Here is a 21,259-nt window from a genome sequence, read left to right as displayed (position 1 = left end):
CTCAGAATCCGGCCCCTTCGCCCAGCTTCGGAGGCGCGAATCGCTGACTTTCCGAGACCGGTTCGACCGCTGCAATGTGTTCCGGACGCATCTGCGGTACCTCTTCGTTCCATTCGATGTCTGTCCGACGACGGGCGTCGAGGGTCAGACTGTCGATCGACAACGCGCCTGACAGCTGCGTTGCGGCACAGATGATTCCGAGTCCGTTCCGCGCCGCGGTTCTTACATCGTCACGCACCTCGGCTGCCCCGGAGGTCGTGGCCATGTCGGTCAGAATCATCCGGTCGAAGTTTCCGCTCGGCGGAGTCGGACGGTCGATCTGACACAAGAAGTCAGAAATGCTGACGGCGCGGTCGCTGCCGCCTCCCGGGACGTCGACGGTTCCCACCAATCGTTGGACCAGTTCCGATTTCGGTCCCATCAGGTTCGCGCGAGCACGATTCCACACGAGATCAGCGCCGGTGGACGTGATCTGACCACTGAACAGAGCGTTCGACCAGCGATCGAGTTGCGATCCCGACCCCTGTCCGGGGGCAGTCCACAATCGGCTCAGCTCGGCTTCCGCGTCGCGTTCGGCGCGTCCTGCAGCGGGGGTGGCGTTACGGACGAGTCCATCCCAGGACTCGGTCAACCATCCGAGCCCAAAGAGATCCTGCCGCACATAGTGCGCTGTGGTGGCAACCTGTTCGGCTACCGGATGTGCTGAGCCCGTGGCAACCGACATGGGCAGGCCCCAGGCAATCCTGGTATCAGCGTGGCTCTCGGCAAGATCGGGCCCGAGGGGTTGTGCGAGAAACGTTCCCAGCGCTCTGCTCCAGGACAGATATTGGCTGTATGCCTGCGACAGACGTTCCAGATCACGAAGTCCGGTACGAAGATTTTGCCGGTCCACCTCCTGCTCGGAGATGACAGACTTGCGCCGATTCAGTTGCTGGAACAGGTCTCGTTGGCTTCTGATGAAGGCGATTCCGCACACCGCTGTCGAAACCAGCAGGAGCACCACGTAGATCACCGCCGCCAACCACCAATCGAGCAGTCCGTCGACCACCTCCCAGACAAGCAGCGCGGCAACAAGAATGGCCAGGACTGCACCCACTTGGATTATCCGCGCGAACCGCCCGTGACTGCTTGCCGTTTGTTCCGGCGGCGTTTGAGCGTTACGCAGTTTCTGCAAGAGGTGCTGCACCTCACGGAAAGTGTTCTCGAAACTGTCGGCGAGCCGGCGGCCGACCTGTACGCCGAAGCTTCCTGAGGTTTCGCGTTGCCAGTTGTCGATGTCAGAGGCAGTCCGACGGGCATCCAGGCCCAGGTTGGACTCCTGCTCCAGTACGGAGAGCTTCTGGCGCAGCTGCTTGATGCCGAGCGCGTCGGTCGCGTCGACCCCATCGACTCCGACGGTTGCCGCGACGATGCCGGGAAGTTGGTTGAAGCGCTGTGCAGGCCCTGGGACGACGTCCGCAGACCGGCCGAGGACTCCGCGATTCGCCCCGACCTGAACGGGCGCCAGATCCGAAGACCGGGCTCCACCATCGGCCAACGTGAGAGCTGCCCGTGCGTAGTCCTGCCAGAGTGTCGACATGTCCACCGCCGCGTTGTGCGTCCGACCTTCGGTCGGGTCGGCCAGGACACTGCTCAGTTGTCCTGATGCCGAGCCGATCTCGGTCCAACCCGCGAGATGACCTTCCGCGGTGCGACCGCGTGCCACCACGTCGTACGCCGAGGGTGCGGCACCGAAGATGGTGGCATGCACCGTCGAGGCGATTCCGGCCGAGACCCCGTCCACCAAACGTCCGTACCAGGCGGCAGGGGCGTTGCGGAGTGCAGCGCCCATGAACGAGAAGAACATCTTGATCGCGGCCCAGACCCCGATCTCGGATGAGCTCTCGACCGCATAGGGCATGCGTGGTCCTTGGAGGACCGAGTCGAACTTGCGCCACAGCTCGTCGGACATTGTCCGAGCAGCCAATCCGACGTCTTGGATATAGACCACGGTGGAACGTTGATCGCTCGGTAGTGGCAGCGTCCCGTCCTGGGCGAGAACCTGTGCACGGAGCGAATCCTCCGACGCGGAGGTGTCGAGCTTGCGGTAGAACGATCGCGCCAACCGCACCACCTGGCCGGGGAGCACAGGTGCGTCATCAAGCGGCCGATGATCCAGGCCCTTCCACAATCCGAGCAATGCCACCGCGGCCGGTGCGCAGTGGCGACCGATTTCGACTGGATCCGTCGACGGTTCCAACTGGACGTGCCCCATCCCAGGGCCCTGCGCGTCTTCCGGCGCCACCAGGATGTTGTGCCATCCGTCCAGCACCGATGGAGACTGTGTGGCAACGGTTCCGGGCCGGGCGATCATGCATCGCACCCGGACGACACGCGCGCCACCCGACGTGGACGCGAGCAGATCGGCGATCCGATGCTCTTGTCCGGCCGACGCCGGTGCGAGGATGCCCACCAGTGGAACGATGACGCAGATCCGGAGTACATCGATCCGCTGCGTCGACAACACCTGTTGGAGCGTCGTGTCGTACGCACGCCCCTCCGACACACTGACGACAACCTCGGTCGTCGGCGCCTCGGTCACCCAGACAAAAGGTTCGATCAACCCGCCGGCGGAGAGATCACAGAGTGCGCTGAGGATCCCGTCTGCGATGCCGCGCGGCGCGATGAAGACAGTGACTGCAGCCATGTCAGAACGTCCCTCCCATGGGAACTTCGAACGCCTTCACAGAAGACGTCGGAGCGATCGGTTGCACCGGTGCTGACGATTCCGGGCGTTTGGCCTGCTCGACGCACCCGTCGATCATGTCGATGATCTGACTGGTCGCCCAGTACACGTCCGGGGCGAGGTCACGGAAAATCGGTGTGGCCGATGCCTGTTCGCGGACTGTGATAGTCGAGAACACACCGCCGCCGGGGGCCGGTGGCAATCCCGGCTCCGGACGTGCGCCCGGCGGAAGGTAGTGGGTGCCTGCGAAGTCGCGGTTGTTCTGCAGGTAGGTTCGGAGGCTTTCCGCACGCTCGTCGATGGTCACACCAGGTCCGGTGTTCTCGACCGCCGACGCCAGACCAGTTCCCGTGTCACCGTTTCGGAGCCAACGGGACAGATGGGTACGAGCCGCCAGGCCGTGAACGCCCGACACCTCGTCTTCGGCCGACGAATCGTAGATTCGGCGGAGCGCCCGGTACGGCAACATCGACGACATCACCGGCGGCTCATGGGACTGAGCCATCGCCAGCAATATCGACTCGAGAACTGCCGGCATCCAATCGTATTCGGCAGTGAACTGCGACGGTGGTGTCAAGAGTGGATTGGGGAAGTTCCGCCAGGCGCTTGTCTCGCCGTCCCAGACCCGGGCTGCCTCGTCGTAGGGTTCCGGCGGCAGCGAGACCTGGCCGATCACGCGACCCAGGGTCCATCCGGCGACCATCGCACGTCGTTCGGTCGGGTGCATCGGCAACGATGCGGCGAGCGGCCGCGAGCGGCGCATCCGCCAGAATGCCTGGCGCTGTGAGGCAGACGCCCCGAACCACTGACGCGCTGCCGGTTCGAGGACCGAGTTGAAGGCCAGCGGCGAATAGTTCGGGTATGAACCGAAGATGTCGACGCGTTTGATCTTCGACTCGTCGGTGAGCGCCCGGGCCAGCACGTCTTTGGTCTTGCTGTCGATACGTGAGTACTCATTGAGCGCCGACGCCAGCTCGTCTGCCACGCGCAAGCCCTTGAACGGCACCGCCGAGAACTTGAACCGGTAGCTCATCTGCTGGGTGTTGTGGATCGCCTGCATGGCCTGTTCGTTCACACTCGCCAGCGGTCGGGCCAGGTTGATCGCCTCACCGAACTTCGCCACGATGTCGTGGTGACGCCGAGCCAATTCGGATTCCGGCTCCCCGACGCCGGTCAGGTACTCCCGCAACGACACTCGACAGAAGCGGTCGAAGGATTCGCCCGTCCTCTCGATGAACTTGCGGGACCGGTTCAGAAGCTCGGCCGGGCGGACGTGCACGTCAAAACGGGCCGGCGAGGAGATCCGGGATTCGCCGGTCGCCGGATCGGTCACGAACGCCCGCGACTTCCATTCAGCGGTCCGCTCGACCACCGGCTGATCTTCGGCAGGCGCGTGGCTGCCATCGTTGGTCGCCCAATGCCCGGTGATGGCGTAGGTGGTGGCGACCGCGACAGCCTCACTGAACTGCCGCATACCCACCGCTGAGGCACCGACGGACAGCGGCAGATCGACTTCATACCGCTCTTTGAAGTCGGCTGAACTGGTCAGCATGACTTCGTTGTTGGCTTCAGAGAACCTATCTGACACCCAGGCATCTGAGTCAGACGGCCACGCCGCATATTCGTCTGTCTGCAACCGCGCGAGACCCACGTCGCGAACAGGCTCCCCCGCAGCCGTACGCAGCAGGATGTGGGATTCGTTCAGTGCCTCGATCAACGGATCGAAGACTTCACCCACCATTGAGCCGGCGGCAACGCTCACGAGGTTCGACAGGGACGCGTAGATCTGGCGTTCGATTGTTCCCTGGCTGCCCTCGAGGACGCGGGCGAGGATCTCTGAGGTGCTGGTGAGGTTGCCGCGGAGGCCGTTGAGCGTGCTCGTCACCTCGGCCGGTAGTTCGATGACGTCCGAGGGACTGTACTTCGCGAGGTCTTGCGCGCTCGGCAGCACCACGTTCTGCATGTACTGTGAGACCCGCTTGACCAGTGCTGTTGCATACGGGAGACCGAGCTGTGCAATGGCTTTCGTGGTCACTGCTTCGAGGCGCTGAGCGAAGACCACGTGCCAACGGTAACTCCACGAATAGGCCTGCTCGTGGCTGCCGTCCAGCAATGACTGGCGGCGGTCGGCGAGCGCGTTGTGCACACTCGACACCCAGTGAGCGGCGTTCAAGCCGTCGCGAGCGTCGATGTAGCCGCGCAGATTGGTGTTCACCACGTGTGCAGACAGGCTCGTGACATCCTGACGAGGCAACACTGTGGTCGTGATCCATTGCCCGACAACTGCTTCACCGGCAGTCACCGGAAGCTCGAGCTCGTTGCAGATGTTGGACCACTGACTGTCCAGGATCGCCGCGGCCTGGTCATCATCAGAGGCCGGATTACCGGGTTGCAGATGGCCGCGCAGCAAGCGTTCGGCGCTGCTCCGGGCGAGGCGTTGTGCCGAGTACTCCGCGTACCGATCGCGGCCCATGCTCAAGCTGGCGAACCCGAACGACCCCCACGGCAGGTTGTCCCACTGACCGTTGCCCCAGCCGATGAACTCGCGATTGCCTGCGGTTCCACCACCGTTGGACAGGTCCCATTCGACAAACTGTTGCGACGCAGACTTACTCATCATCAACGCCGACAGTCCCCTACCCAGACCGCGATACACGGCCTCGGGCGAACCGTCGCCGAACAGGGTGCGCTCAGCACCGACATAGCGTCCGACCGGGAAGACACGAGCAAACGGGATCAGTTCACCCTCTCCATTTTGCTGCCCGAGTGCGCGGAGGATCGAGACATCGTGTTCACGGGCGGCACCGGTTTGGCTCGCCACGATCTCACCGAGCATGGCCAACGCATTCGCCCGCACACCGGTGATCGCCGACGAATCCAGACTGTCGAAAATGTCCGGCGCGACCATGAACACGCCCATGAGACGCGGGTCGACGCCCGGAATCAGTGTCAGCATCCGGCAGATATCGAGGGCCATGGAAGCTCCGGCACCACCGGCCATCGACGACACCACGAGAACCACCGGGCTCTCACCGGCGTCGAACTTGCCCGAACCGGGAAGGTCGAGACGTCGCATCTCGCTTTCGGTTTCAACGCGGAACAGGCGATCCCAGCTGTGCTGCAGCTCTTCCCGCACCTTCGCGACCCGGCTCAGAGTGATCATCCGGCCGAGCGCGCGATACTGCCCGGCGCCGGTACTCAAGGGCGTGTGAATAGAACTGGGGTCCCGTGGCGCCCACGTCGCCAAGGCGTCCAGCTCACCGCCCGAGGCCAGACGTTGGGAGATGGCGTTGTCGAGAACCTTGTAGCTGTCACTCTGCGGTCCGGTGCCGACATAAGCGCCACCCTGGTCGCGGACGTTGCCGAGCCCGTCGGGGCCCGGGGACGGAGCTGTAGGCACGTCGAGGTGCACGAACTGCCAGCCGGCCGGGATCTGTGTGACGCCGAATGCAGCGAGGTCCGAACGCAACTGGTCCATCATGTAGGCCAGCGTTGCGCCTCCCGAACCACCGCAGCCGACAACCAGAAATCTCCTCATACTGTTCTAGCCCTTCATAGCGTTGGTCGATTTCAGCGACGGAATGGGTCGAATGGTTCGTCAGGAATCCTGGGAGCAGCTCCCGGAGAACCCTTTTCGAGCGTCGGACGGCTCGGCGACGGCGAACCCGGTCGTTGCTGCCCGGCGAACGGATCAGCACCGGGTCGTGCGGCAGATCCGAATGGATCGCCCGAAGTCGGTGATGCCGAGGGCGACCCGGAACCACCGAAGGGATTGAACGCCGTCGTCGCCGCCGGAGGCTGAGCTGACGGACCTCTCGGAGCTGTCACTGTGGTCCGTGAGCGCAGCTCTTCGAGGGTGCGCGGCAGATGCCGCATCATGTCCTCGACGAGCGCGTTGACCTGCTGCGGTCCGGCGTCACCACCGGCGAGCAACACCACTGTGGCCCGATCTGCGGGACCGTTCGGGTCATGCAGCACAAACCATGTGTTGTGCACCGCCAACGGCAACCGAGCGTTCGGCGTCTTGCCGTGCATGGCAGGCGACTTACTGCCTGCACCGGCTCGATCACCGGACTTGGCGACCACAAACCCCGCACCCAACGGCGACAAACCGGTTCGAGTGATCAATTCGATGCCACCGAGGTCAAGGCGCCGAGCAGGTTTGTCCAAGCCTCGAACCAACTCGACAAGGTCGCGATCCCTGATGGCGAACGGCTGTCCGTCACGCAACACCGATCCCCCACTCACGGTGACCGGAATCTGCTGCGCACGCAGTGCCCTGGCCGGGATCCGCGCCGTGAACCACTTCGCCAAGTACAGCAGGAGCAACGGCACACCGGGGCCCAGGATCAGTGCCACCACGAGTGCGATGAGGAAGTTGTTGGTATTCAACGGCTTCTGCAGATCCGCGGTGAACGGCACCTGCACCGCCACGGCCCGCTCGGCTTCATCGGGAGGTGAGACGATCACCTGCACCGATCCGTTGACCACACCGTTGACCGCATCCGGAATCGACAGGGTCAGCGGCAACGTCTCCTGCTGCCCTTCGGCCAACGTCACACAGTTGTCGGCCGACGTCGACGATGCGGCGACGGTCAGCTCGTCCAGACCATCCGGAGCGGCAACAACCTTCGCGGCCGGTTCTTGCGGCAGCCAGACGCATCCGGGGCCGGTCACGGTCAGCGAGCCCTTGAAGTTTCCGTTACCCTCAACGGTTCCGAAGTCGATCGTGCTGCCGACCGAGGGGAAGCCTCGGGGCGGATCGATGGTCGCCGGGATGTCGATGGACCTCGGCGTCAGCAAGGTGCCCTGCACTCGTTGGCCGTTTGCACTGGTGGCGTCGGCGGTGGTGATTGCGAGCGACAGTCGCATCGTCGCGCTGCCGGCGGGCACTCCGGAGAGATCCATCGTCACCGGGTTCGAGATCGCACTCTTGTCCACATCGGAGACGACGGGGTAGCTCTTCCCGTCCTTGTCGACGAGCGTCGCTGAGAACTTCGCCTTGCCCAGTAGTTCCGTGGGATCGATCTTGCTGCCTTGACCGTCGACGACGGAGAACGTAACCGGGACATCGGCATCGTCACTATGCAGCGCGGCATTCTGATCACGGTCCCAGGACGGAACGAGATCACCCGAGATGTGAATGTTCGATTTGCTTGTAGCCCCGGAAGCACCGGCCGGATCAACGAACGCCAAAGCCCACACGCCCTGCCATTGCGGCGCTTGAACATTGCTCATCTCGAAGGACACGGTCTTCTGCGACGGCCACTGGTAGTCGACTTTCACGCCGCCCAGGTCGCCTGTTCCACCAGCCCGATTGTCGAGCGGCAGCCGTTCACCCTTAGGCGACACCAGGGTCGGCACCAGATTCGCACCATCAGCCGTGGCCAAGACGTTGACGTTGCCGACCGAGCGGTCGAGAACGAATCGATGCTGACCCGCTTCACAGACCACCCGAGCGCAGACGATCGCCTCGGTTTCCAGCGGAGCCTGGCCGGGCGTGCTGAATGCGTCGAAGGCGAACAGCAGGTCGTCGATGTCTTGGGCGAGATAGAAGTCGCCTGGAATCGGAGATGTCAGGTCGCCACATGCCGCGGGTTTCGCTTCACCCGTGGCGATAGACCTCATCAGATCGAAGTCTGCTGCCGAGGAACCCGCCGGCGCGAGTCCGATGCCGAAGGTGACGATTCCCGACGACCGTAACTGGTCCGCCAAACCTCCCGAGCGACAGATGCTCTCGGTAGCTGCCGCGACGGCCTGATCGACACCGGCCTGCCCATTGAGGTCGACGCCGGGCGCATATGGCTTGTCCGCTCCGCCTCGCGGAGTGAAGTCGAGTTTGCCGTCAGAGAACCAAGCAACGGCGCGGCAGTTGCCGCCTCCGACCTCACCGGCTGCCGGTTCGGAGAACTGTTGACGTGCGCCTTCCAGTGCGAGCCAGTAGTCGGTGTCGACGCCGGTGTTGCGGTTACGGAAGCGATCGATGCTGGACTCCACCACGGGCAGCGACGCTTCGTCGAGCGCGGTCCATCCGAGCTCGCTGCGGTACTGGTCGGCGAAACCGGAGACCGCCACCTCGATCTTCACCCCGGAATCGGAGGCGAATCGCGCCAGTTGCTGTGTCAGGTACTTCGCCGCCGTGACGCGTGCGGCGTCCGGATCGGACGTCTGCAGGCTCGTCGATTCGTCGATCATCAGCAGCATTTGTCCGGATTGTTGCGCCGCCAGACATGCACCGAACTGGGTGGCGCCGTCGCCCTCATCGGCGCTCGCTGTCGGCGCCAGCACAACAGCAATCACCGTGACGCAGAAGAACATCGCGAGCAGTTGTGCTACTTTTCTGATCTTAACGCTCATTGACGACCTACCCAGAACGCGAAACCCAGTGCACCAATGACAATTCCGACGACAGCGATGAGAACGACCGCGCCGTACGCGGTGGTCGCCCAGCCAGGGCTGGTATAGATCGGCGCGGAACGGCGTTTCGTGTCAGCCAGCGTGAATGCGGCCAAGATCCCGATGGCGATCGGACCCGACAAAGCCCATCCAACGATCGACAACCAGTCCGAACGACCGATGAGCCCGACGACCACACCCAGCAATGCGGTCACGCCCGCGGCGATCAGCAAACCTGTCGGCGGGCCTGCGATCTGGAGCGGCCCCGGTTGGGGCACACCGTTGCCACGCGCGGAACCGAATGCACGTTGAGAGGGTACGGAACGAGGGTTCGGCACGGCACTACTGCCTGATCCAAACGGGTCGAATGGTGCTGACACAATGCTTCTTTCAAGTACTGGTATGGACAACGCTCCGCCGAAGCAAATGTCAGCCCATTTGAAATTGCCGATACGCGACGCAACTAGTACGGCACATTTCAGATCCGCAATAGCCTTGCCTGACCGTCGAATTGAGCGCCGTCAGGCCTGTCATACAAACAGATGACACCGACTCTCAAGTCTCGCAACGCATTTAACCATCCAGGTCCGACATCCACCGCACCAGTCCGGTGAATAGGCCCGATCAGCCCACGTTCACACCGTATTCACGCGCGATTCCAGCAAGGCCAGATGCATACCCCTGCCCGATCGCGCGGAATTTCCACTCAGCTTCCCGGCGATAGATCTCGCCGAATATCATCGCCGTTTCCGTCGACGCGTCCTCACTGAGATCAAATCGGGCCAGTTCACGGCCATCTGCCTGGTCGACAACACGGATGAAGGCATTCACGACCTGCCCAAAGTTCTGGCCAAGGGCGGCGGCATCGTGGATGGTGACCGGGAAGACGATCGACTGCACTCCTGGAGTCAACGCACTCAGATCAATATTGATCAACTCGTCATCACCTTCGCCCTCCCCCGTTCGGTTGTCTCCGGTGTGCTCGATCGCCCCGTCGGGTGAGGTGAGGTTGTTATAGAAAACGAAGAAGGAGTCGTCGAGTACCTTCCGATTCGAATCAACAGCAAGGGCACTCGCATCGAGGTCGAAGTCGACCCCCGAGGTGTCCCTGACGTCCCATCCGAGCCCGACGCCGACTGCCGTCAAGTTCGGAGCTTGCTTGCTCAGGGAAACATTTCCGCCTTTACCCAGGCTGACCGACATTTTTTCCTCCAACTAACTCCGTGCGCGTAGTCCAAACGATGGACACGGAGCGGTTCGCTTTTCCATTGTCGCACTTGACATTATCGCGTTGCGACATCCCGGGCAGAGGAATTACACGCAGCGCTATGGACGGGCGTTAATTCGGCGAATTGCCGAAACGGCGGGCTGTCCACGCCGGCCAATCGTCCAGCGGCAACAGAAAGTTCGTCTGAACAGATGATTGTCGATGACGTTCGAGAATCACATCGCCACCGCCGACGCACCTTCGCTACACCACCGAGCTGTCCGAACACCTCGGCATTGCCCAGAGCTGAATGCCGATCCGCAGTAATTGAATTCAACGTGGACCGGAACAACGTCGCGCACGCTTCGAGAAGTCAGACACGCGTCGGTGACCACGCTGTTCGGAATCAGCAGTGTATCTGTAACACTCAGGGCCCGGGTGGCTATATCTCTATGACTGCCGTCGACTCCCCTCCGACGGCGCACGCCCCGAAAGGCCACCCCTCCGCCATGCCCGATCCCTTTGCCATGCCCTCCAACTGGGACCGCCCACCGCCCGGCCCGCCGCAGCGCACAAAAAAACGCAAGTGGCCGTGGATCGCCGGTGGGTTGGTGGCGGCACTGGTGGTCTTCGGTGCCATCGGCGCGGTGACCGAGGACGACAAACCGGCAACTGTCGCTGACAAGGCGCCCGCTCCCCTGAGCACGACAACCACCACCCTCACCGAGAAGCCGCTCCCGGTCGCGACCCCCATCGCGCAGGTGAACAACGCTTCCGGTGCCAACAGAGCGATGATCAAGCTGAACGCACTGGAGGTCAAAGGCCGCGCGCCGAAGACCGGGTACGACCGTGGCCAGTTCGGCAACGCCTGGACCGATGCCGTGAGCGTCGAAGGCGGACGCAACGGGTGCGACACCCGCAACGACATCCTGCGCCGCGATCTGACCGGAATTGTCTACAAGGCGGATTCACGAGGCTGCACGGTGCAGTCCGGCGTGCTTGTTGACCCATACACGGCCACGTCGATCAATTTTCTCCAGGGCCAGGACACCTCGAGTGCCGTCCAGATCGACCACGTGGTGGCGTTGTCGGATGCTTGGCAGAAGGGCGCGCAGCAACTCACGCCCGGCCGGCGCGTCGACTTCGCCAATGATCCGCGCAACCTGCAGGCCACCGACGGCCCCATTAACCAGCAGAAGAGCGACGGCGACGCTGCCACCTGGTTGCCGCCAAGCAAGGCATACCGCTGTACGTACGTGTCCCGACAGCTGGACGTGAAGGCCGAATACCAACTGTGGGTCACGCAGGCCGAGAAGGACGCGATTGCACGCGTTCTCAGCACCTGCGGTGCCTCGATGCCAGAGGCTCCCGCTGTCGCCAAAACAGAAACCGCGACTCCCGTTCCCAGAACATCCACACCCGCGGCGGTTCGCCCGGCGAACACTCCGCCACCGGCGCCTGCGTACACGCCGCCTCCTGAACCCGTCTACACACCACCAGCGGTGGTCGACGCGCCGTCGGTCTCCTATGCGAACTGTTCCGCTGTGCGCGCTGCGGGCGCAGCTCCGATCTACGCGGGACAGCCCGGTTACAGCCGCAAACTCGACCGCGATGGTGACGGGATAGCCTGCGACACGTAGCCGCCGCTAACCGCGCCGTAATACACGAACGATACCTACGAGTTCACCGGCGATGGTCCCAGAAGATCGGCGACCTACACGACCGGTCGTCACCTGCCGGCTACGGCCACAACTCGAGCCTTGAGCAACACCGACTCCTGAGAAGATTCAGTCGCGCCGCAGGGGTCCGATCCACGGTGTCGACGATGCCGCGCATCAGCCCGCTACACCGCCACCGCCGGTCTTTATCCCCTTTGACATCACCAAGTTTGCCATCTTCGAGTGATAGCGCATCGCAGCGTCAGGCGATGACACACCGCGACTGGGGTACCCCTGTGAACCGGTCGATCATCCAACTGAGCGCGGTCGGGATACCGAAGAACTCCGGGATACCGTGTGCTGCTGCGGTTCCCGGGAGTATCTGTGGCAGCGGGAAGGTGGTGAACTGCACCGTCGCACCCCGGCCGCACCATTCGCGGGCGACTTCGCGTGAGCTACTCCATGGCACCACGTCGTCATTGTCGGACGCCACGATGAGAATCGGTGCTTCGGGCGTCAGGGTGCCGATGCGCTGCTCGTCGAAGATGGGCTTGAGGACCGGGCTCGCGGTGGCCACCTCACCCAAGGGACGACCACTGCTCGTCCACGCGCTCGTCCGTTGAAAGGCGTACCGCGCAAGCGTTTCCGGTACACACTGGTTCGAGGTCTCACGCAACAGCGACTTTCCCGCCTTGTTGAGCACCCGGTCCAGTTCAGGACGGGCTTCGGGATAGTCGGCGTAGATCCCGTTGAGCGCGTATCCGACAGCGCCGGTGAGGATTCCACCTTCGGCGAGCGCCAGGGTCTTCAGCGGGTCCACTGGCGGTGCGCCGGCGTAGGTTCCGCGGACGTTGAGTTCGGGCGCGTACTGGGCTTGCAGTTCGGCGGCTCCGGCGACCGCTCCCCCGCCCTGCGAGTAGCCCCACATCCCGAACGGAGTGTTGCCTGGGAGGGATTTCAGGTCGATGGCCGCGCGGGCCGCGTCGAGCACCGCTTGGGCCTGGCCCACGCGGTTGAGGTATCCGTGCACGGCAGGGGTGCCCAGACCTTGATAGTCGGTGACTACAACCGGGATGCCCTGAGCAACCGCCGCGTAGATCGCAGCAATTTCGTACTGCACCATCACGTCGAGTCCGCCGCCGTAGTGAATGACGGAGTTGAACAGCCGCGACGGTGCACACTGATCGCCTTGACCGTGGGTACCGACGGCCATACTGATGATCGGACGCGGACCGGGCTTGGCCCAGGGAATGGCCGGCTCAAAGTAGGTGCCGGTGACTGCGATCGGTGCACCATTGACGTCGGTGCTGGAATACATGATGCGGGTACCGGTGGCCGGGAAGGCACCACCGGCGGCCGGGATGCTGAACGCCAGTGGTGAGGGTTCGGACCGAAGAATACTTCCCGGGGTAGCCGAGACATCGGCGGGCGGCTGGTAGAACGCCGGCAACGGTGCCGCGCCCGCACTTCCCGCACCGGCGCACACGGTCGCCGCGGCGAGGGTCACCACCGCCAGGACGCTGATGAGCAGATGGGGCAGGCGTGCGACGGTGGGTGCCATTCTGCGGAAATTACCAGGTGCGAATTGCAGGGGGACCATTTTCGCGGACGCGGTGTCCGGGTAATTTGGGTGGCATATGAGATCTTCACTCGCGTCGTGCGAGAGATGACTGGTAGGGATCGGAAACTTAGTTCAATTCTTCCGGAACGAGAATGTCACCGCGCCACGGGAGATCACGCCCCTCCGAAAAGCCGCCGCAGCCACCCGCCGAAACCACCCCCGCCGCCGGCGGGTTCGTCGGTCGCTCGACGGTTGATGTCATCGACGTCGTGGAACGCCTGCGCTCGAGCCTGGATCGCCTCCACCGAATCGAGACCGGGATCAAGGAACGGGCGGCGCTCCTGAGTGCCGACCAACCGGGTGCGAAGCGCCGCCATACGAACAGTTTCGGCGTCACGCAGAGCCAGTCGAGCGGCGGTCTCCTGTTGCCGGACGAGCCTGTCATCAACGGAGCGAGCGTGTTTCGCGGCGTCTTCCAAGAGCTTCACCCGCTCATCGAGCTGCTTGCGACGGTTATCTAGCCACTGTTTGCCGTCTGCTACGGCTTGCTTGTCCGACGCGCGACGGGACGGCTTCAATTTGTCGACCAGTTCCTGCATTGCGCTTGCCTGCACTACCGAAGAAGCGATCCAGAACAGATCTGGCCCGAAGTCGACATCGCCCAACCACCCGCCTGTAGCAGCTTTCGATGAGGTGATCACCGCGACTGCTGCTCGCGCCTTCTCCACGAACTTGCGGTCCTTCTTGTCGCACTGCGACACCTCGTGGGAGGTGATGAGATAGCCGGATTCCACCAATGACCTTTTGTGCGAGTCCCGTTCGTTCCGCAAAACTTCACGCAGCCATGCGCCTGTCGCGAGGACAACCATCGCCACGAATGCACCCACGAGAAGGAACGCGATGTGCACCATCGAGGCGGCGACCAATGAAACGGCCACGCACACGGCGGCCGTATTCACAGTCAACGTTCGACTCGACACCACCGACAGGACCGGACGCTCCCTGCGGCGAGGTGCATCGGCGGCGTAGTACTCGCACAGGTCATCCACAGGAGTCAGAGCTCTTCAATGGTGATCAGGCCGTCCTGCAAAGCCCGCGCCAACAGGGCGGCCTTGGTGTTGGCCGGGCGACCGACAGCCTCGTACTTGCCGCGGATGCGCGAGATGTGGGTGTTGACCGTCGCAGCGCCGATAAAGAGCGAGCGCCCAACCTCCTCCTTGCTGTCGCAGATCAACCACGTTCGTAGAACCTCGATCTCACGCCCACTCAATTTCGGCCCAGTGGTCCGGGCACCTGCCTCATCCATCGTGTCCATCACGGATCCAAGTCCTCCTTCGGAGACAGTCGGAGTTGACTGCCATCTACGACGAGAAAGTAGAGGGAAGGTCTGACATTGAAATCCATTGCGCGACTGCGACTTTACTTCCACACGTGTCATTTCGAACGCATGATCGAGCACTACCCGTCGGCCGCCGCATCTTGTCAGACCGGCTCGCTACCCTCTCCCAAGGACGCCAGGAAGGGATCAGCGAACCGCTGGCGGGTATCCGCACCGCCACCGGCTCGACGAACCTCATGCCGTAGGCGGTCGAACAGGGGACACACAGTCGCCCGCGCCATGCCCTAACGTTGAACGTTGCCGGAGTCTCAGGACCCCTGGCATCAGATGCAAGACAAACTCGGAGGACGTAGTGAACCAGCGCGATGCACGTCAACGGTTCGGCATCGTGGCCGATGGTCTCACTATCGACCTTCATGCGCATCCGGCCGTCAACCTCGCATTGGTACACAATGGTGTGCCACTCGTGATGGGTCTCGAGATTCGCAACGACTCGGACGCAGACATCGTTGATGTCAAGGCGACTGTCGAACTCCATGGAGGCGGCCGGCAACTCTCGCCCTCACACAGTGAGGTCCTGGACGGGCCACTCACACCGGGACGAATCGCCTTCTGGGACAACTATCCGGCGCTGGTCCCGCAGATCCCCCATCTTCGAGAACTCAATGAAAGCTACACCGCAACGATTTCGGTCACCGTGTCCCGGTTGTGGGGCGATGACATCCACCTGAACGCACCGATTCGGGTTCTTGCCCACAACGAGTGGTTCAACGCACCGGTCTTTTTCGATTCACTCGCAGCGTTTGTCCAACCCAACACGCGCGCAGTCGCATCGGTTTTGGACGTCGCGTCGGAGATCCTCGCCGCGAACACCGGTGACTCGGCGCTCGGCGGGTACCAGAAGGGTCCCGAACGCGCGGCATTGATCGCGGCGGCGATCTATGAAGCATTGCGACGCCAGCAGATCCGGTACATCAATCCGCCCGCGTCGTTCGAAGGCACCGGCCAGAAGATCCGCACCAGTGCCCAGGTTCTCGACGAGCGTTTCGGCACTTGCATCGATCTATCCGTCACGTATGCCGCATGTCTTGAGCAGGCAGGCCTTCGACCACTCATCTGGCTGACCACCGGCCACGCGTTTGCCGGATACATGCGCGAAGAAACAAATCTCGCGCACACCAGCATCACCGAGCCGAACGTCATGATCAACCTTGTCGAGTCCGGCCAGGCCGTGCCCATCGAGGCGTCGTTCTACGACCTCACCCCCGCCGGTTCTTTCAAATCTGCTGTTGCTCAAGGCCGCAAACACTTCGCCGATCCGGATTCATTGAGCGGCGTCGTCGCAATCGGATCGGCTCGCAAAGACGGCATTCGCCCACTACCAACCCTCGACGAGATTGCCCACATTCCGATCACGCCACCAGCGGTCTCCACCACCGCCGATCTCGATCTTCCGCCGGAGTTGCGAGGACCCACGAATTCGTTTGAGGCCGTGTTCGATACCACCGACACCGCACCCGCGCGCGTCCAGAAGTGGAAACGATCGCTGCTCGACCTGAGCACACGCAATCGTCTGCTCAATCTGAAAGCCTCACGCGAGGTCATCGACCTGCACGTACCCACCTCTGGCCTCGCGCTCCTCGATGACCTCATTCACAATGAAGCGAAGATCGAGCTCGTACCCCACGACACGATCAACTCGATCCATGAACTGCAGGGCGCACGCCGAGCCCAGGACATCGACGACGAGACCGTGATCGAATACCTCCGGGACCGTGGCCGTATCTACGCTGCGGTACCGGCAGAGTCCTACCAGACGCGACTCAAGCACCTTCAGCGAACAGCGCGCACCATGCTCGAGGAAACCGGCAACGCGAACCTCTATCTCACCTTCGGCGGGCTGATGCACACCACCAGCACCGGAAAACTTGCCCGAGCGCCGCTGTTCCTGTTGCCGGTCAAGGTCATCGGCGGAACCGGACGAAGTTCGTTTCACGTGGTTGTCGACACCAGTGGCGTCTCGACACCGAACTACTGCCTCGTCGAGTGGTTGCGTCTCAAGCACAACGTCACGATCGACGCACTCGAATCGCCTCCGCTCGACGGCAGCGGCATCGATATCGATGCTGCTCTCCGGGGCATACGCGCGGCAATGGTCACACACAATCTGGATATCAGGATCGACGAGACAGCCGCACTGGCGATCTGCCAGTTCGGCACCTTCGGAATGTGGAAAGACCTGGAGGATCATTGGGACATCCTGGAGAAGAGCCCGGTGGTCCGGCACCTGACGCACACTCCCGGTGAAAGCTTTCGCGACGCGCGGCGCCCAGACGGTGCCGGCATCGAATCCGTCCCGGTCGACGAACTCGACGTGCCTGTTCCCATCCCGGCCGACGGCTCGCAGCTACGGGCCGTTGCGCTTGCCGCAGAGGGCCACACATTTGTGTTGGAAGGGCCTCCGGGAACCGGGAAATCGCAGACCATCACCAACCTGATCGCCCATACATTGGCACAAGGAAAGACAGTTCTCTTTGTAGCCGAGAAGCAAGCCGCGCTTGATGTGGTGAAGAAGCGCCTGGCGAAGGTCGGGCTTTCCGACTTCACGCTGGACCTGCATGGAAAGAATCAGAGCGCCAATGTGATTCGTGCACAGCTGAAGAAAGCTATCGACAACTCGCCGCACTACAACCAACGTGCCTGGGCTGCGCGGCTCGCCGAACTACGGTCGAAACATCTTCCGCTTGACAACTATCCGAACAAAATTCATCAAATCAACGGTGTTGATCACTCGTTGTGGTCCGCGCACGACACCCTCCTCAGCTTGGGCGACGGCCCGATTGCATCGATTCCACCGGCATATGTGGCAGCCCCACCGGTGGACGTTCCGGTGATCACCGCTGCGCTGCAACAGTTCGAACGGGCAGCGCGATCGGTCACGATCGATCGCCACAACCCGTGGAGCATCGCCGGACGTATCGACGCCGAAGCACCCGACAGTGCCTATGTGGATGCGAGTCACCGCCTGTCAACAGCCCTGACCAGCGCCAGACAACTACCTGCTGTCGTCTCGATCCTGGAACGGGTGTCAGCACCTGAATCGATCAATACCCTACTGCCCCAGGCACGTCGACACGTCGGCCAACTCGCAGGCACCGCAGCCGCCATACAACAACTTCACACGCCGCACTGGGACGCCGAACGGCAATCATTTCTGGGCGACCTCACCGCGCTACAGCAGCAGTGCGGTCCGATCACCGCTGTTTTCCTACCCAGTTTCATCGAATCCGGGTCTGCCGATGCCTTGCTGCTTGCGGCAGAAGAAGCCATCAAAGGTCTGTTCGGAAAGAAGAAGCGCACCGAAGAATTCATCCGGAACAGCGCGTCGGTACTCCTTCCGGGTATACAGCTGGACCCCGAAGCAGCCATCCCGCTCCTCCGGTCCATTCCGAGCACCCGGGAGCTGGCCGGCCGCACGGTGGCGCGCATGCACGGCCTGCTCGGTCCGCTCGCGCCACCGATGTGGAATCCCTTCAACACCGATGCCGCACAACGACTTCAACCGGCGTTCGATCAGATCGAAGCAACCAGCCACTTCGCCGGCAGTCAATCCCAACTGTGGCAGATCCTCATTGATGCCGGCCCGTTGCAGGAACCCGACATCGACGGACTGGTTGGTGTCGCCCAATCCTGGCAGGAGTGGCGCAGGCTGCTGGGAACCAGCGACACAGACTTCGATCACTGGTGCAACAAATCCCAGTGGTTCACTGCCTGGTTGCGAGACTCCGATGCATGGACTGCGGACATCGCTGCTGCCGGAGCGACACCCCTACGCCAATGGTCGGCCATGGCGTCGTTCCTCGACCCGCTCCGCGTCGCAGGTCTGCACCTGTTCGTGGACGAGCTCCTGACCGGCGCCATCGGCGCCGGCGACGCCGAGATCGCCTTCATGCGAGGGGTTGCGGTCTGCTCACTCGACGAACGACGGCGGGCACACGGCCTCCTCGGCTTCGATCAAGCACTCAAAGACGGTGAAATCGTCGACTACGCCAAAGCTTCCGACAACCTGCGTCAAGAGCAGATCGCGGCGCTGCCCGCACAGCTACTCGAGAGGCGGCCATTCCAGGCCAATGCGCTCACCGGAGATGTCGGTCAGCTCCGACGGCAACTGGATACCAAGCGCGGTGGCACCACCTTCCGGCAGTTGATGAACCGCTACGCCGAGCACATTCTTGCCGCGACGCCCTGCTTCTTCGTCAGTCCCACATCGTTGGCCCAGTTCATCCCGCCGGGTTCCGCCACCTTTGACGTCGTCGTGTTCGACGAGGCGTCGCAAGTCACCGTCCCACAGGCGATCGGCGCGTTAGGGCGTGGACGTTCCGCGGTGATCGTCGGCGATTCGCAGCAGATGCCTCCCACCGCGATCGGGCAGGTCAATACCAGCAGCGGCGACGATGCCAGCGATGGTGCCGGAGAAGACGAGGAGGTGGTTCCCGACGATCTCGAGAGCATCTTGACCGAGGCTGTGGAGTCGCAGATTCCTCGGCTGTGGCTCTCGTGGCACTACCGGAGTCAAGACGAATCTCTGATCGCGTTCTCGAACAAGAAGTACTACGAAGGACGGCTCGCGAGTTTGCCGTCCCCTGGCCTGGACGACACCGCGGGCGTGGAATGGCGCCGGGTGGACGGTCATTTCAACCGCGAGAACACCAAGGTGCTCCATCGGACGAATATCGTGGAGGCCGAGGCGATCGTCACCGAAGTTCGTCGACGCCTATCGAACGCCCACCTGGCCGGACAGAGTATCGGTGTCGTCACCTTCAACACCCAACAACAGACTCTGGTGCTCGATCTGTTGGAAAAGTCCGGCGATCCGCTGGTGCTCGACCAACTCCGGGCTGACAAAGAAGACGGGATCTTCGTCAAGAACCTCGAAAACGTGCAGGGCGACGAGCGTGACGTCATCCTGTTCACCACTGCGTTCTCGAAGAGGCCCAACGATCCGAAGATGCCGCTCAACTTCGGTCCCCTGACCCGGACCGGTGGCGAGAAGCGGCTGAATGTGGCGGTCACCCGCGCCCGACGCAAGGTCATCGTCTTCACGTCGTTTGTGCCATCCGACATCGATCTGTCCCGCACCAATTCGGTGGGCATGGCGCATCTGCGCGGCTACCTGGAGGCAGCCGCCAACGCGGCCGACATCGCGGCACAGTCGGGGCAGGCATCCCACGCCCCGTTGGATCAGATCCAAGCCTCGCTCTGTGAAGCATTGCAGGCGCGCGGATTTGACGTTGCAACGAACTACGGGTTGTCCGAGTTCGTGCTCGACATCGTTGTGCGCGAGGACAGTTCAACACCATGGCAGGTCGCAGTCATGCTCGATGGACCGCTATGGGCCCAGCGCCCGACTGTCGCCGACCGCGACCTGACACCGCAACTACTCGAAACGATGATGCATTGGGGCGCATTCGTTCGCGTATGGCTGCCCGAATTGATCACGCAGCCCGACGCGGTGATCCGGCGAATCTCTGATGCGATCGCGCGGTCGAAGGCTCAGATGGCTGCGCGTCAGGCTGCGATCGACGAAGCCGCCGAGGCTCAGGCCATGGCAATCGCAGCGGCCGAGCCGATTCCGGACACGGTCGCCGAACTCGTCATCCCGAGCGAACTCGCCCCAGACCACGCCCGCTGGCTAAAGCCAGAGGATCTACTGCCGCCCGTTGATCCGCCTCTGCAGGAAACCGTTGCGCCACTGCGCAATGCCACCGCGACTCTCGAGTCCCCCACCGGCACGGGGACAGGCAACGTGAATGGGGACATACGCGAAATCGCCTATACCGAGGCACCAGCCACTGCCTTGGGGCCGAGAACCGACCTCGAACGGGTCAACTCCCCTTCTGTTCGGGCAACGATCACCAACGCCGTCCGTGAGACTGTCGACATCGAGGGCCCGATCTCGATGGATCGACTTGCTCGCAGCATCGGACGCCGTTTCGATTTGAGTCGAGTCGCTGCGAGTAGACGCGACATCATCGTTGGGTGCGTGCCCCACGAGCTGATCCACTCCTCTCCACTCGGCGAGTTCGTCTGGCCCCGCGAGATCGATCCGACAACCTGGCGCGGATTCCGGCCGACACCAACAGGTCTGACGCGTCCGCTCATCGATATCGCACCCGAAGAGATCGTCAACGCGATGATGTCGGTGTGCGCCACCAAGGTCGACGACGAAACGCTGCGTCGCCAGACACTCGCGGTGTTCGACCAGAAACGGATGACCGGGCCGGCGAAAGAACGCCTCGACGCCTGCGTCGAACTCGGCATCAAACGGGGACAACTGATTCACCTCGACGGCTTCTATCGATCGGGTTCATAG

At 62.6% G+C, this 21,259-nt stretch carries 10 protein-coding genes; 2 read left to right on the top strand and 8 right to left on the bottom strand.

Going from position 1 to position 21,259, the window contains the following annotated elements; genetic code table 11:
* Position 1 precedes the first annotated feature (1 nt).
* The 5 genes from AC1TQG_RS12655 to AC1TQG_RS12635 form a co-directional block, all read right to left on the bottom strand.
* Positions 2-2,686, bottom strand: a complete 2,685-nt coding sequence (locus tag AC1TQG_RS12655) for a hypothetical protein (protein ID WP_482137385.1) — start codon at positions 2,684-2,686, stop codon at positions 2-4.
* 1 nt (position 2,687) lies between these two features.
* On the bottom strand, positions 2,688-6,263 hold the full coding sequence (locus AC1TQG_RS12650; RefSeq protein WP_482137384.1) for a tubulin-like doman-containing protein: 3,576 nt from the start codon (positions 6,261-6,263) through the stop codon (positions 2,688-2,690).
* 32 nt (positions 6,264-6,295) lie between these two features.
* Entirely contained in the window at positions 6,296-9,082 is a 2,787-nt protein-coding gene (locus tag AC1TQG_RS12645; protein WP_482137383.1) for a vWA domain-containing protein, read from the bottom strand.
* Positions 9,079-9,399 carry a hypothetical protein gene (locus AC1TQG_RS12640; protein WP_482137382.1) on the bottom strand — a complete coding sequence of 107 codons (321 nt, stop codon included), beginning with the start codon at positions 9,397-9,399 and terminating at the stop codon, positions 9,079-9,081. Before AC1TQG_RS12640 ends, AC1TQG_RS12645 begins: the two co-directional genes overlap by 4 nt.
* Before the next feature lie 346 nt (positions 9,400-9,745).
* On the bottom strand, positions 9,746-10,324 hold the full coding sequence (locus tag AC1TQG_RS12635; protein WP_482137381.1) for a TerD family protein: 579 nt from the start codon (positions 10,322-10,324) through the stop codon (positions 9,746-9,748).
* A 513-nt stretch (positions 10,325-10,837) separates the two neighbouring features.
* Here AC1TQG_RS12635 and AC1TQG_RS12630 point away from each other — a divergent pair.
* Positions 10,838-11,968 (top strand): GmrSD restriction endonuclease domain-containing protein, encoded by a 1,131-nt coding sequence (locus AC1TQG_RS12630; RefSeq protein ID WP_482137380.1) that lies wholly within the window; start codon positions 10,838-10,840, stop codon positions 11,966-11,968.
* A 280-nt stretch (positions 11,969-12,248) separates the two neighbouring features.
* Here the strand turns inward: AC1TQG_RS12630 and AC1TQG_RS12625 are convergent, their stop codons facing one another.
* From AC1TQG_RS12625 to AC1TQG_RS12615, 3 genes are all read right to left on the bottom strand, one after another.
* On the bottom strand, positions 12,249-13,547 hold the full coding sequence (locus AC1TQG_RS12625; RefSeq protein WP_482137379.1) for a lipase family protein: 1,299 nt from the start codon (positions 13,545-13,547) through the stop codon (positions 12,249-12,251).
* Between the two features lie 173 nt (positions 13,548-13,720).
* On the bottom strand, positions 13,721-14,596 hold the full coding sequence (locus AC1TQG_RS12620; protein WP_482137378.1) for a hypothetical protein: 876 nt from the start codon (positions 14,594-14,596) through the stop codon (positions 13,721-13,723).
* 5 nt (positions 14,597-14,601) lie between these two features.
* On the bottom strand, positions 14,602-14,862 hold the full coding sequence (locus AC1TQG_RS12615) for a LuxR C-terminal-related transcriptional regulator (RefSeq protein ID WP_482138720.1): 261 nt from the start codon (positions 14,860-14,862) through the stop codon (positions 14,602-14,604).
* Positions 14,863-15,238: 376 nt separating this feature from the next.
* On the opposite strand from AC1TQG_RS12615, the gene AC1TQG_RS12610 reads away from it, so the two are divergent.
* Positions 15,239-21,259 carry a DUF4011 domain-containing protein gene (locus AC1TQG_RS12610; RefSeq protein WP_482137377.1) on the top strand — a complete coding sequence of 2,007 codons (6,021 nt, stop codon included), beginning with the start codon at positions 15,239-15,241 and terminating at the stop codon, positions 21,257-21,259.

The organism is Williamsia sp. Y844 (assembly GCF_056786475.1).
This window is presented reverse-complemented; position numbering and strand designations above follow the sequence as displayed.